Origin of the sequence: Fodinicurvata sp. EGI_FJ10296 (assembly GCF_040712075.1) — a bacterium.
Taxonomy (GTDB): Bacteria; Pseudomonadota; Alphaproteobacteria; order DSM-16000; family Inquilinaceae; genus JBFCVL01.
In genome coordinates this window covers 465,951-479,330 of record NZ_JBFCVL010000002.1, presented here as the reverse complement: position 1 = coordinate 479,330, position 13,380 = coordinate 465,951, and the positions used below count along the sequence as shown (strand labels likewise).

General features: G+C 61.7%; 9 protein-coding genes. 1 reads left to right on the top strand and 8 read right to left on the bottom strand.

Annotated elements, in window-relative coordinates:
• Nucleotide 1: 1 nt before the first annotated feature.
• Both ABZ728_RS05620 and ABZ728_RS05615 read right to left on the bottom strand, forming a co-directional pair.
• Entirely contained in the window at nucleotides 2-421 is a 420-nt protein-coding gene (locus ABZ728_RS05620; RefSeq protein WP_366654946.1) for a Na+/H+ antiporter subunit B, read from the bottom strand.
• A gap of 1 nt (nucleotide 422) precedes the next feature.
• Nucleotides 423-2,726, bottom strand: a complete 2,304-nt coding sequence (locus ABZ728_RS05615; RefSeq protein ID WP_366654944.1) for a putative monovalent cation/H+ antiporter subunit A — start codon at nucleotides 2,724-2,726, stop codon at nucleotides 423-425.
• A gap of 358 nt (nucleotides 2,727-3,084) precedes the next feature.
• On the opposite strand from ABZ728_RS05615, the gene gghA reads away from it, so the two are divergent.
• Nucleotides 3,085-5,592: a glucosylglycerol hydrolase gene (gene gghA / locus ABZ728_RS05610; RefSeq protein ID WP_366654943.1), complete on the top strand. Its 2,508-nt coding sequence runs from the start codon at nucleotides 3,085-3,087 to the stop codon at nucleotides 5,590-5,592.
• Between the two features lie 90 nt (nucleotides 5,593-5,682).
• On the opposite strand, the gene ABZ728_RS05605 is transcribed toward gghA, so the two are convergent.
• The 6 genes from ABZ728_RS05605 to ABZ728_RS05580 form a co-directional block, all read right to left on the bottom strand.
• The gene (locus ABZ728_RS05605) at nucleotides 5,683-6,303 is read right to left on the bottom strand and encodes a cold-shock protein (RefSeq protein ID WP_366654941.1); all 621 of its coding nucleotides are present in this window, start codon (nucleotides 6,301-6,303) and stop codon (nucleotides 5,683-5,685) included.
• A 160-nt stretch (nucleotides 6,304-6,463) separates the two neighbouring features.
• Nucleotides 6,464-7,645: an osmoprotectant NAGGN system M42 family peptidase gene (locus ABZ728_RS05600; protein ID WP_366654939.1), complete on the bottom strand. Its 1,182-nt coding sequence runs from the start codon at nucleotides 7,643-7,645 to the stop codon at nucleotides 6,464-6,466.
• Between the two features lie 155 nt (nucleotides 7,646-7,800).
• Nucleotides 7,801-8,682, bottom strand: a complete 882-nt coding sequence (panC, locus tag ABZ728_RS05595; protein WP_366654938.1) for a pantoate--beta-alanine ligase — start codon at nucleotides 8,680-8,682, stop codon at nucleotides 7,801-7,803.
• Nucleotides 8,679-9,515 (bottom strand): 3-methyl-2-oxobutanoate hydroxymethyltransferase, encoded by an 837-nt coding sequence (gene panB, locus ABZ728_RS05590; protein ID WP_366654937.1) that lies wholly within the window; start codon nucleotides 9,513-9,515, stop codon nucleotides 8,679-8,681. Before panB ends, panC begins: the two co-directional genes overlap by 4 nt.
• Nucleotides 9,516-9,626: 111 nt before the next feature.
• Nucleotides 9,627-11,435: an N-acetylglutaminylglutamine synthetase gene (gene ngg, locus ABZ728_RS05585; protein WP_366654936.1), complete on the bottom strand. Its 1,809-nt coding sequence runs from the start codon at nucleotides 11,433-11,435 to the stop codon at nucleotides 9,627-9,629.
• A gap of 58 nt (nucleotides 11,436-11,493) precedes the next feature.
• Entirely contained in the window at nucleotides 11,494-13,266 is a 1,773-nt protein-coding gene (locus ABZ728_RS05580) for an N-acetylglutaminylglutamine amidotransferase (protein ID WP_366654934.1), read from the bottom strand.
• Nucleotides 13,267-13,380 lie beyond the last annotated feature (114 nt).

The following is a 13,380-nucleotide window of genomic DNA, read 5'->3' as shown; positions in this document are numbered from 1 at the left end:
GCTATGTGCTTCCTTCCTCAACGGCCAGCAGCAGGGTGAGGACGGCACCCAGCACAACGAGATAGACGCCGATATCGAACAGGAGAACGCTGGAAAGGGGAATGTACCCGCCGCCTTCGAGCTCTATCGGAAACCAGACGCCCGTCAGGAAGTTCGCGTTGTCGATCAAAGCCATCAGTCCGGACAGCAGGGCTGCTCCCAGTCCGCCCATCGACAGATACCGCGGATCGACGCGCAGCGCCTTGCGGACGTCCGCGGGGCCATAGGCCAGGGAATACAGCGCGAAGGCCGTTGCAGCGACCAGGGCGCCAATAAAGCCGCCGCCCGGTTCGTCATGACCGCGAAGGAGCATGAAAATCGAATAGACGATCATCAGTGCCGCCAGGAAGCGGGTGGCGGTCTGAAGGATCACGCTGTGCATGTCAGCCCCTTCCTGTCGAGGTCGCGTCGGTCTCAGTGGCGGTGCCGGCTGATCGTGACCGAGTGGAGCGGAACTTGATCAGGGCGAAGCAGGCGAGACCCGCTATCCCGACGACGGCGATCTCGCCGAACGTATCCAGCGCGCGGAAATCGACGAGAATGACATTGACGATATTGTGACCCCGCGCCTCGGGATAGCTGGCCGCGGTGAAGAATTCCGTCAGGCTCATGTCCATCGGCGCGGCAACCATACTGATCATGATCAGGGTGACGACAGCGCCGATGGAGATCGCGACGACCGCGTCCCGTGCGCGCCCCCGATGGTCGGTGCCCTTGAAATTCGGCAGCTTCGGCAGTACCAGCGCGATGATGACGACCACGAGGATTTCGACCATCAACTGGGTCATGGCGACGTCCGCCGCGCCGAAGATCATGAACAGCAGTGCAATGGCGGTTCCGACGACCCCGAGGGCGCAAATGGCGGCCATCCGTGAATTGGTCCGCAGAACGGCCACGGTCGCGACCACGATCATTGCCGCGATCGGCCATATATAGAAGGCAACCGGGGTCAGGTCGCTTGGCCAGGCCAATGGCGACCGGAAGATCATCGTGGCAATCAGTACGGTCGCCATGGTGGCGAATACGGTCAGCAGGTAACGGCGCATGATGCCGCTCTGAAGCAGTCGGGTCTGACGGTCGGCCAGCAGAACCAGTCCGACCAGCACCCGGTCGAACTGGTCGTCGCCGATGGGAAGCCGGCCGAGCGTTCTGTTCAGCCAGCGCCTGATGCCGGGCCAGAAATGGTAGATCGCGTAACCGACGGCGATTGTCAGCGCCGAGAGTAGCAAAGCGGTATTGACCCCGTGCCACAGGGCAAGCCCGTACGCCCCCGCCTCGCCGCGAATGGCCTCGACGGTCGGCGTGACGATCCCACGGTCGAGGCGTCCGGGCAGCAGCCCCAATACGAGACCCAGAATCGCGAGCGATGCCGGCCCGATCCACATGCGTATCGGCGCCTCGTGTGGCTTCTTCGGCGTCGGCTTCAGCCCGCCCAGGAACGGCCGGACCGTCAGCAGCAACGCGACGGCCACCATCATGGCATTGGCGGCAAAGGCCGCGATCCCGATGAACCATCCAGGAGTGCCGGCGTAGAGCGCGCTTTGATACAGCAGTTCCTTGCCGATGAACCCTATGAAAGGCGGAAGGCCGGCCATGGACAGTGCGATAACGGCGGTCGCGGCGGCCGTGATTGGCAGCAAGCCGCGCAGGCCGCCGACCTCTTCGATGTCGCGCGTGCCGGTTTCGTGGTCGATAATGCCCACGACCATGAACAGGCCGGCCTTGTAGAGGCTGTGAACGACGATAAAGGTCGCCACCGCGGTGATCGCGGCCTCGGATGACGACGCCAGGAAAAGCGTAAGCGTCCCCAGTGCCATCAGCGTTGTATAGGCGAGCATCGTCTTCATATCGGTCTGGCGCAGGGCCATGATCGACGCCCATACGGCGGTGATGGCGCCGAGAATCGTCAGCGTCCACATCCATAGCGACGTTTCCGACAACGAGGGATGCATGCGCGCCATCAGATAGATGCCGCCTTTGACCATGGTGGCCGAGTGGAGATATGCGCTGACAGGCGTCGGCGCCGCCATGGCATTTGGCAACCAGAAATGGAACGGGAATTGCGCCGATTTCGTGAGCGCGCCGAGGAGAATCAGGATCGCAATCGGCACATAGGCCTGGTGATTGCGGACCGCATCGCCCATGGCGTTGATCTCGGAAAGCTCATACGTGCCCATCGCTTCGCCGAGGATGATGAAGCCGGCCAGCATCGCCAGGCCCCCGGCGCCGGTGACGACAAGGGCCTGAAGCGCCGACCACCGGCTTCTGGAATCGTCATTATTGAATCCGATCAGGAGATAGGACGTGACGGTGGTCAGCTCCCAGAAGACGAACAACGTAATCATGTTGTCGGCCAAAACCAGGCCCAGCATCGAGAGCATGAACCCCAGCAGATAGAGATAGAATCGGCCGAGTTGAGGGTGACCCGCGAGATAGGCGCCGGAATAGATAAAGATAAAGGTGCCGATTCCGCTGATCAGAACCGCAAACAACAATGACAGCCCGTCGATATAGAAAGAGAGGTCGACACCCAGCGCTGGAACCCATTGCCAGGCGAATCGCACGGGCTCACCGCGGGCGATGGCCGGTTCGAAACTCAGAAACGCGATCGTCAGCGCGAACGGAATCGCCGCCATGGCCCAGCCAAGCGGGGTCGTTCTGGTGTCAGTGCCAGTCGAGGCACCCATCAGCCGTTCTCCTTACGTGGTCGCCGCTTCTGTCTGCGCCCGGCACCGGGCTTCGTGGGGCTGGCCGGTCCGTACCCCCCTGCGTGACGTCGGCGGAAGGCGATTCGTCATCACGCATACATCTGGTCCGTACCGAACAGCGGGGCGGTTATACCGGAATGGGGCTGTTGTCACAAACTGAACCGGAGTCGCATCCGTCGATTTTCACTGAACAGCATCCCTTGAGGGCGTGCGGAGTTTAAAAATCTACTTAAAAGGGTTTTCAGGCCGACCGGTCAGGAGCAGCCGGGGGTTGTCGGAAGCGGACGGTCATGTAAATAAAGGACAATCTTTGCAAACGACATCAGGGGCGCCAGCCATGAATGACCGGCCGACGGAAGATGCGAAAGACGCCGTGGGATCCGGGACGAGCGGTCCTCGGCTGCTGGAGGACGAAACTGCGGCCATCGTTGAATGGTGTGCGGGCGTGCTGAGGGAGCGCACGACGCCATTCGCGGCGGCCCGGACGCTGGCCCAACGCTTCGGCGCGCATTGCCGTCCCGATGGTTCAGTGGCATTCGGGTTCTGGGCACCGGAGCTGGCGGAGCAGCGGGTGTCGCCGGAAGACGCCTATCTGGAAATCCTCGACCCGCCCGACGACCTCAGTCTTCGCGCGCGCCGGCAGCAGGTCCGGTTCCGGCGGCATGCCGTCCCGATTGCCCGGCATGAAGAGTTTGCCTGGGCCGTGGTGGCCGATGTCCGCGCCGGAACGCGCGACAGAACCGGCAGCTTCTACCGCTTGCGCTATCGCAGCCGTGACGGCGAATGGCGGACCGTCGCCGACTATCTGGCCCATAGTGTACCGTTCGGGGCATTTGCACCGGCCGAAGTCTATGACGTTGCGACCATGCAGGAGCAACGTACGGACAGCGACTATTACCGATCGCTCGGTGCTTCGATTGACAATGCGGAACCCTTACGCATGTCGGCGCCGCTCAATATACTCCAGATACACGTCCCGACGGCGTCCGCCGCGGGTACGATTTCCGGCCTCGACCGCATTTACACGGTCATTGCCGACAAACTGCGCAGCGGCATCGATCTGGTCGCCGAGGAAGAACCGTTTGTCGGCTATGACGCCGTTCAATTGCTGCCGGTGGAACCGACGATCGAATATGAAGCGGGGCCGAGCTTCTGGTCGGAGGTCGCCGTCGAGAGCCCCGGGGTTGACCGGAAGGATGACCGGGAGGGTGCCCCGGGGGACATACCGGAGGATATTGACGGGGCAGACCGCTCGGATCACCTCGCCGTCGATCTTCTGCGCCCGGATATGACCAACTGGGGATACGACATTCTGATTTCGGCGTCGTCGGCGGTCAATCCGACCTTGCTGGAAACGGCACGACCCGACGAACTGGTCGATTTTTCTGCAACGCTGCACAACTTTCCAACCGGCCCGATCAAGCTGATCTTCGACGTTGTTTTCGGTCATGCCGACAATCAGGCGGTGCCGTTGATTTCACGGCATTTCTTCACCGGCCCGAACATGTACGGCCAGGATATGAACTATCGCCATCCGGTGGTGCGGGCGATCATGCTGGAGATGCAACGCCGGAAGATCAATCTCGGCGCGGACGGCGTGCGGATCGATGGTGCGCAGGACTTCAAATACTATGACCACGAGAACCATGTGTTGCGCCATGACGACGAATATCTGGCAGAGATGGGGGATGTCGTTCAGGAGGTCTGCGGCGTTCGCTATCGCCCGTGGATGATTTTCGAAGACGGCCGGCCATGGCCGCAGGAAGATTGGGAACTTTCTTCGACATATCGGGATGTGGTCAAGAATCAGAAGGGCGAGGGTGACGCGGTCCAGTGGGGGCCCCTGACCTTCGCGCACAATACGCCGTTTCTGTATACCTTCTGGATTTCCAAGTTCTGGCGCATCCGTGAAATCATGTCGGTCGGAGACCAGTGGATTTCCGGTACGGCGAACCACGACACGCTGCGGCGCGGCTATCAGGTCGAGACGACCCAGCGCATCAACACACGGTTGGGGGACACGCTTCAGGACATCATCGAGACGGCCTACGACAATCCGGCGGCCAGCCTGTTTACCTATGCGATGATGCCGGGCATTCCCATGGATTTCATCAATGCCTCCATGCGCGCCTCCTGGGGCTTCATTCGCAATACCGACGACGCCTATGGAGTAAAGGTGGTCTCCGAAGAGGCGGGTTTCATGGATTGGCAGGTCGATGAAGACCACTACAGCCATCCAGGCAATTTCCGTCGGCTGAAGGACCATGGTTTCGCGGAACTGTCGGAGATTCGCCGCTTTCTTCGGATGCTTCAGGCTGCCGTCGTCACCACCGACTACGATCTGCAATCGATCGTGACCATTCTGTCGGTCGTCGATCCGAAACTTGCCGGACCCGAGAACCTTGACGTTCCGGCGCTGAAAACGGTCGCACGCGCATTCATGGACGACCTTCACGACTACTGTAATATCAGCTACTACAAGACCGCGTTGAGCAGCAGCCAGACGGCGTTCAACCGGTCTCTTCGCGCATTCCGGCGCGAGCGTCCATGGTTGCGCCGGGCCTTGTCAGCCAAAGACGTCTTTGATGTCCGCTGGCCCGTCGACGGCACCGTGCTGTTTTATGGCCTGCGCAACAGCCCCGATGGCAGCGAGCAGATGCTGTTCCTGTGCAATATGGAGGGAGGGCCGGTAACGCTGACACCGGCAAGGGATCTGCCAATTGATGGCCTGAGTTCGACAGCGTGGCAGATTGCTCTTTGCACGCGGGGCCTGGAGCAATGCGAGGCCGCACAAAGCATCGTGCTGAGCGATAGCCAGGGTCTGGTTTATACTCGCGCGGTGTGACCGCCTGGGCGATCTCACAAAACAAAAACGCCCCCGACAAGATCGGGGGCGTTCAGTATAGCCAAAAAGGCTATGAAAAAGGTTGGAAGACTAGATTAGCTCAAGGCTTTCGGCCATCGGTCCTTTTTGACCCATACGGGTGCTGACCCGCACGCGCTGCTCTGTATCGAGACCCATGACGCCGGCCCGTTCAAGGACCTTGGCCGAAACGAACACATCGCGGCTGCCATCATCGGGAGTGATGAAACCGAAGCCCTTGGCGGCATTATAGAATTTCACGGTGCCGGCGAGACTCTCGGTCGGTCCGCTATTGAAATCACCGCCATAGGACGATCCGCCACCATACGAACCGCCGCCGCCGTAGGACGATCCACCGCCGCCATAGCCGCCGCCGCCGTAACCATCATTGCCGCGTGGGGCGCCGCGAGGCGCGCGCGGTTGCGAGGGGCCGGCCGTGGAGAGATCGACAGTATGTATGGATGCAACCTGGGCGCCCTTGGGGCCGCTGGCGAGGTCGCATTCGATCGTCGCCCCTTCGGCGATATCGTTGTAACCCGCTGCTTCGACCACGGAAACATGCAGGAATGCGTCCGGCGATCCGTCTGAGGGTTGTACGAACCCGAACCCTTTTGACGCATTGTACCACTTTACGACGGCCGAAACGCCATTTTGAGACGGATCGGGCCGTTTGGAAAAACGACGCTCGTTCATCAAAGAAACCAACTCCACTGGGGGACTCTTGTAAGCCCCATTCGCCTAAAACCGACGTTGTTAGGGCACAACTGGCGTGTACCCCGGCCGACGGCCAAGCAAGTGTACACTTCATGCGGCGCGATTGCGACTCTCAACAAGCGCGGCAAGAAAAATTTGATCATTGTCCGGCTTCGGTATTCGGCTTGGTTTCCATCCGCTCGAAAACCGGGTCCGTCTGCAGGTCTTCAAGCGATTCCGCCGTCTGGTCCGGGAAGTCGCCGACAGGTCCGAGCGCTTTGCGGTCGCGCTTGAACAGCATGTCGCTCTGGACGTAACAATCGATCAGTCGGGCCACCGAAATGACGGCGTCCATGTGGGTGCGCTCGTAGCCGTGAGAGGCATCGACTCCGAAACAGACCAGAGCGCTGCGAATATCGTTGCCGGCCTCGACCGCCGACGCGCTGTCGCAGAAGTAGTGCCGGAAAATATCCCGCTGGAACGCTATGCCGTTGTCGCGGCACAGATTGATCAACCGGTGCGTCAGGTGATAGTCGAACGGCCCGGAACTGTCGGCCATTGCGACAGTAACGCCGAATTCCTGAGAGTTCTGGCCCGGCGCGACGGTGCCGTTGTCGATCGACAGCATCTCGGCGACATCGCCGTGGAGCACGGCCGATGCGCCGGACCCGACTTCTTCGGAGATGGTAAAGAGAAGGTGGCAGTCGACGGGCAGTGTGGCCTTGTTGGTGACCAACGACCGGGCGGCGCCAAGCATGGCCGCGACACCTGCCTTGTTGTCCAGATGGCGCGCGTTGATGTAACCGTTCGCCAGAAATTCGGGCTGGCTGTCCACGGCGACGAAATCCCCGATATTGAATCCGAGGCGTATCAGGTCGCGATGGGAATGGATGGTCTCGTCGACGCGGACCTCGACGTTGTCCCAGGAGACCGGCTGTTTGTCGATCTCATCGTTGTAAGTATGCCCCGATGCCTTAAGCGGCAGAATGGTGCCGCGGTGGGTTTGGTGATCGGTGAAGATCGTCACGCGCGCCCCTTCGGCGAAGCGCGCGGACCACGTACCCACCGGCACGAGGGCCAGACGTCCATTGTCCTTGATGTCCTTTACCAGCGCACCGAGCGTATCGAGGTGACTGACGACCGCCCGGTCAGAGGAAGACTTCTTTCCCTTGAGGTTTGCGCGGATCGCACCGCGCCGGGTCAGTTCGAACGGAATGCCGAGTTGTTCCAGCTCCTGACATACTATGTGCACGATATGATCCGTAAAGCCGGTGGGGCTGGGTATCTCGAGCAGTTCGTGCAGGATTCGCTTTACGTAGCCCTGATCGATACCGGATTTCACGGGCAGCCTCCTCGTATGTCGGTGTTCGGGCCGGATGGTGGCAGCAGGGCTGCCGTCCGACCCGGTTTTCGCTGGACTCCTAGCCCAGTTTGCCGATCGGATGCGATACCAGATCGTCCATCGGGCTCAAAAGAAGTTGGCAATAAATGTTGTTCTCAAGCGGCCGGCTCATCCGCAGGTGGTGCGACGGCCAGATTGTCGATCAGCCGGACGTCGCCGAGCCACGCCGCCGCCAGAAGACGGACGGGGCTGTTCGGTGGGCCCGGGAAGCGTGCAGGAACCCGCAGGTCGTCGGCTGAGCGGCATTCCACATAATCCACTTTTCGAAAGCCTTCGGCAATGAGCGCGGCCTTCGAGTCGGAAAGTACCGTTTCGACAGCATCGCCGGCCGCTATCCGGTCGCCGGCGGCGCGCAGGTGCCGGACCAGTGATGGGGCGATACGCCGATCGCCGGGCGAGAGCCGGGCATTGCGTGAGGAGAGGGCGAGACCGTCGGCTTCGCGGATGGTCGGGCAGCCGATCACCTCGATCGGAATGTCGAGGTCGCGCACCATACGGCGGACGACCAGTAGCTGTTGATAGTCCTTTTCACCGAAAAAGGCCAGATCCGCGCCCGATTGAAGGAAAAGCTTGGCGACCACGGTCGAGACGCCATCGAAATGGCCCGGCCGTTGCGCACCGCACAAATCGCAGCCGGGGCCCGCTACAGAAACCGTAGTCGAAAAATCTGACGGATAGACCGCTTCTGCTGTCGGTGCGAAAACGAGATGCGGGCCGACCGATTGCAGGGCCGCAAGGTCATTGTCCAATGTCCGGGGATATGCGGCAAGATCGTCGCTACGGTCGAATTGCTTCGGATTGACGAAGATCGAGACGATGACCCGGTCGGCGCGGTCAAGCGCCGCCCGTACCAGACTGAGATGGCCGTCATGAAGGGCCCCCATTGTCGGCACGATGGCGACAATGGCCTTGCGATCGCGCCAGGGGGCCGTCATCGCCCGCAATTCTGCAACGTTGTGAACGACGGGTATCGTCACCGGTCGCCATCCTGCGAAGCACCGGTGCCGAAAGCGTGTTCCTCGGCAGGAAAACGCCTACGCCGGACATCGTCGGCATAGGCGGCGACGGCCTCATCCGTCTCGGCCCCGATCGTGGCATAGCGTTTGACAAAGCGAAGGGAAAGTTCCGGCATCGTGCCGAGAATATCGTCCACCACCAGTATCTGTCCGTCGCAGTTTTCCGAAGCGCCGATGCCGATCGTGGGCACCGGGACAGTGTCGGTGATCGAACGGGCCAGCGGTGCCGGTATCTTTTCCAGCACGACAGCGAACGCGCCGGCGCGTGTGGCGGCGGCGGCGTCCCGGGCCACGCTCTCGGCCTCCTCATCCTGACCGCGAACCCCGTATCCGCCAAAGCGATGGACGGATTGCGGCGTCAGGCCAACATGGGCCATGACCGGGATGCCCCGGGCGGACAGGAAGGCAATGGTTTCGGCCATCGGGATGCCGCCTTCGAGCTTGACGGCAGCACAGCCGGTTTCAGCCATGATCCGGGCTGCGGTGTCGAAAGCCTGCTGCGGACTTTGCTCGTAGCTGCCGAACGGCAGATCGACCACCATCAGCGCCCGCTTCAAGCCGCGCCTGACCGCCTGACCGTGCAGGACCATCATGTCGACCGACACCGGCAGCGTCGACGGCAGCCCGTGCAGCACCATGCCCACGCTGTCACCGACAAGAACAATGTCGCAGTGACGGTCGACGATTCGCGCCACAGGGGTAGTATAGGCAGTCAGGCATACAAGGGGCGTCCTGCCCTTGCGGCTCGCGACCGCCGGTATCGTCAATGGTGGGGAGGGCTGTTCCGTCCGCATCCATCCATCCTCATCGCCGCTTTCGATTATCAGAGGGCGTTTGGCACGGATTGCTGCGGATGAAAAGCCGGAAATGCTACCTGAACGGGTTTATCGTTCCCAAGACAATGATCAGGGCGAGTAGGGATCACGCTCCTGACGTCTGGCCGCGATGTCGGCTGGCCGGACTACGGTCTGCGGAAACAGCAGGTCGACGAATTTCTGCGCCGTCGGCTGCGGCTCGTGATTGGCCAGTCCCGGACGTTCATTGGCTTCGATGATGACGTAGTCGTCCTTTTCGACGTCCGGGACCATCAGATCCATGCCGACAACGGGAATATCGATCGCTTCGGCGGCACGCAACGCGGCCTCGGCCAGGGTTGGGTGAATGCGGTCGGTGACGTCGTGGATGGTTCCGCCGGTGTGCAGATTGGCGGTCTTGCGGACCCGCAGCTCCTTGCCGTCCGCCAGCACCGACTCCATGGAATAGCCGGCGAGTTCGATGCAGCGCTCGGTCTCCTGATCCATCGGGACCGTGCTTTCGCCGGAGGTCGCTTTGGCCCGCCGCCGGCTTTGCCGTTCGATCAGCGTGCGGATCGGGTCATTGCCGTTGCCGAAAATGGTCGCTGGTTTGCGAATGGCGGCCGCGACCATCTCGCGGCCGATGACGATGATTCGCAAATCGTCACCTTCACAATACTGTTCCAGGAGCACCTTGTCGGAGAAGGCTTTTGCGGTCTCGATCGCGGCCTCAAGGTCATCCGGGGAGCGAATATCGACCGAAATTCCCATGCCCTGTTCGCCCCGGGCCGGTTTGACGACGACGGAACCGTAATTCTCCAGAAACCGGATGTTCGATTCAGACTGCCCGGCCACGGTCTGCGCCGGTACGCGAAGCCCCGCCTCGGCACAGAGGCGCCGGGTCACGGCCTTGTTGTCGCATCGACTCATGGCGATCGCGGTCGTCAGTTCGGTCAGGGCTTCACGGCAAATGACGGCCCGCCCGCCCAGCGAAAGACGGAAATACCCTTCGGCCGGATCGATCGGCTCGACCGCGACGCCGCGACGTCGGGCCTCGTCGATGATGATCTGCGCGTACGGGTTGAAGGTTTCCTCGATCTCGGGGCCGGTGTAGAGCCGTTCGTTGATCATGTTGCGCTTCTTGACCGTAAAGGCGGGGATGCGGCGAAAGCCGAGTTTCTCGTACAGGGCCTGCGCCTCGACATTGTTGTGCATGACCGACAGGTCGAGAAACGTTCGGCCCCGCGCCTTGTAGCGTTCGGCAAGCCGGCGGACGAGGGCTTCGCCGATGCCGGGGTGGCGGGCCTGCGGATCGACGGCGAGCGACCACAGGCTGGAACCGTTCTCGGGGTCATCGAAGGCGTATCGATGGTCTGCGCCCATGACGACGCCCAGCACGTCTTCAGTGTTCTCGTCGATGGCGACCAGATAGCAGAGTTTGCGCGACCGGCGATTGTTCCACAGGAACGTGGGATCGACGGTCATCATCCCGTGATGGGCATAGATGCGGTTGATCGATTCGATTTCCTCGCGCGTGGAAACCGGACGAATATAGAACCCCTTGCTGCGGCGCCGGGCGGGCCGGTACTCCGACATCCAGAGCCGATAAGTGTGGGACGGATCCAGAAACAGTTCCAGCGGTGCGAACGAGAGTACGACATGCGGCTCGCGCACATAGAAGCCGATATCGCGGTGGCCTTCACGCTCACGCGACAGGGTTTCGGCAACCGCCTTGTTGTCGGCAAATGTGTGGGCGAATACCAGACGCCCCCAGCCGCAATCCAGCACGGCGTTGGGGCGGGCGCCCGTTCCGCGCTCCGGGCGGCTGAGATTGCCCTGACCGACGACCGTTCCCACCGCCATCTTTTCCAGGCGATGGGACGCCGGCGGAGTGGATCGGGACTGGCGGCTACTGCTCATCGGCATGGGTTCCGTTTCGAAATCATGGACACCCGCCCTCCGGGCGCGGCGGTTTGGCTCACAAGCCGTGTTCGTCCAGCCAAAGCTGCAAGAGGCCCAGTTGCCAGAGTTTCGACCCCCGCAGCGGCGTTATATGCGCATCGGGATCGTCGAGCAGGGTGTCGAGCATGTCGCGTCGGAAGAGGTCGCGCGACACCGCGCGCTCGGACGATACAGCGTCACGCACCATATCGAGATAGGGGCCGCGCAGATATTTCAGCGCCGGCATGGGGAAATATCCTTTTGGCCTGTCGATGACTTCGGACGGGATGATGCGGCGTCCGATCGCCTTCAGAACTCCCTTACCGTCATCGGCCAGCTTCAGTTCCGCCGGCATGCGCGCGGCGAGTTCGACCAGCTCGTGATCGAGGAACGGCACGCGGGCTTCCAGGCTGGCGGCCATGGTCATGTTGTCGACGCGCTTGACCGGGTCGTCGACCAGCATGATCGTCGTGTCCATGCGCAGCGCCTTGTCGACCGGGCGGTCGGCGCCCGGCGTCGCGAACTGTGCCTCGATGAAGGCGCGGGCGTGATCATCGCCATGGAAGCGGTCGGCGACGGTCCGGCGGTATTCATCGTGGCTGCGATCCATGAAGACGGAGGCATATTCGCCGATCGCGTCATTGGTTTCCATCATCGGCGGATACCAGTGATAACCGCCGAAAACCTCGTCGGCGCCCTGGCCGCTCTGGACGACCTTGACGTGTTTCGCGACCTCCTGCGACAGCATGTAAAAACCGATGACGTCATGGCTGACCATGGGCTCGGCCATTGCGCCGATGCATTTCGGCAGGTTGGGCAGCACCTGATCGGTCTCTACCGGGATCTTGTGGTGGGTGGTGCCGAAATGCTCGGCGATCAGGTCTGAGTATTTGAATTCGTCGCCGGATTCGCCGCCGACGGCCTCGAAGCCGATCGAGAACGTTTCGAGGCCGGTGACCCCCTGTTCGGCCAGAAGTCCGACGATGAGGCTGGAATCGAGGCCGCCGGACAGCAACACGCCCACCGGGACATCGGCCACCAGCCGCCGCTTCACGGCCAGCCGCAGCGCCTCAAGCGTCTTGTCTTCCCAGTCCGCCGCGCTCAGCGCCTCGTCGCCCGGCTGCGGTCCGAACGACAGCGACCAGTATGTCTCGGACTTGCGCTGGCCGTCGGGCTCAATGACCATGACGGTCGCGGGCGGTAGTTTGCGCACGCCTTTCAGGATCGTGTAGGGCGCCGGAACGACGGCGTGAAAGGAAAGATAATAGTTCAGGGCAACGGGATCGATCGAGGTATCGATGCCGCCGGCCGCGACCAGTGCCGGCAACGCCGAGGCGAAGCGCATCCCGCCCTGCTGATCGGAATAATAGAGCGGCTTGATGCCAAGGCGGTCCCGGGCAAGTACCAGCCGTCCGGATTCCCGTTCCGATATCGCAAAGGCGAACATGCCGTGAAAGCGCTTCACGCAGTCCGGTCCCCACGCATGATAGGCTTTCAGAATGACTTCCGTGTCGCCCTTGGCGAAAAACCGATAGCCCTTGGCCTCAAGCTCTGCGCGCAGTTCCTTGTAGTTGTAGATCGCCCCGTTGAATGCGATCGCAAGCCCCAACTCGTTGTCGACCATGGGCTGGGCGCTGGCCTCGCTCAGATCGATGATGCGCAGACGGCGATGGCCAAGGACTGTTCCGTCCTTCTGGAACAGGCCCGCGCCGTCGGGCCCCCGCGCGGCCATGGCGCGGCCGGCCTTGAACAACGGCCCTGGATCGACCGCCTGGCCGTCGAAGCGAATTTCACCGAAGAGTCCACACATTGTCCTGGCCGCTATCGTTGTTGGGGAAGAACAGTCCCGCCGCATCCGGAGTTCCTGTCAAGCGATGCATCCGGTGATGCAAACTCCGATCCGGGTCGACACGCGTCATGCTCT

Coding starts and splice junctions, on each gene's coding strand:
- ABZ728_RS05620 (WP_366654946.1), bottom strand. CDS start 421: ATGCACAGCGTGATCCTTCAGACCGCCACCCGCTTCCTGGCGGCACTG.
- ABZ728_RS05615 (WP_366654944.1), bottom strand. CDS start 2,726: ATGGGTGCCTCGACTGGCACTGACACCAGAACGACCCCGCTTGGCTGG.
- gghA (WP_366654943.1), top strand. CDS start 3,085: ATGAATGACCGGCCGACGGAAGATGCGAAAGACGCCGTGGGATCCGGG.
- ABZ728_RS05605 (WP_366654941.1), bottom strand. CDS start 6,303: ATGAACGAGCGTCGTTTTTCCAAACGGCCCGATCCGTCTCAAAATGGC.
- panB (WP_366654937.1), bottom strand. CDS start 9,515: ATGCGGACGGAACAGCCCTCCCCACCATTGACGATACCGGCGGTCGCG.
- ngg (WP_366654936.1), bottom strand. CDS start 11,435: ATGAGCAGTAGCCGCCAGTCCCGATCCACTCCGCCGGCGTCCCATCGC.
- ABZ728_RS05580 (WP_366654934.1), bottom strand. CDS start 13,266: ATGTGTGGACTCTTCGGTGAAATTCGCTTCGACGGCCAGGCGGTCGAT.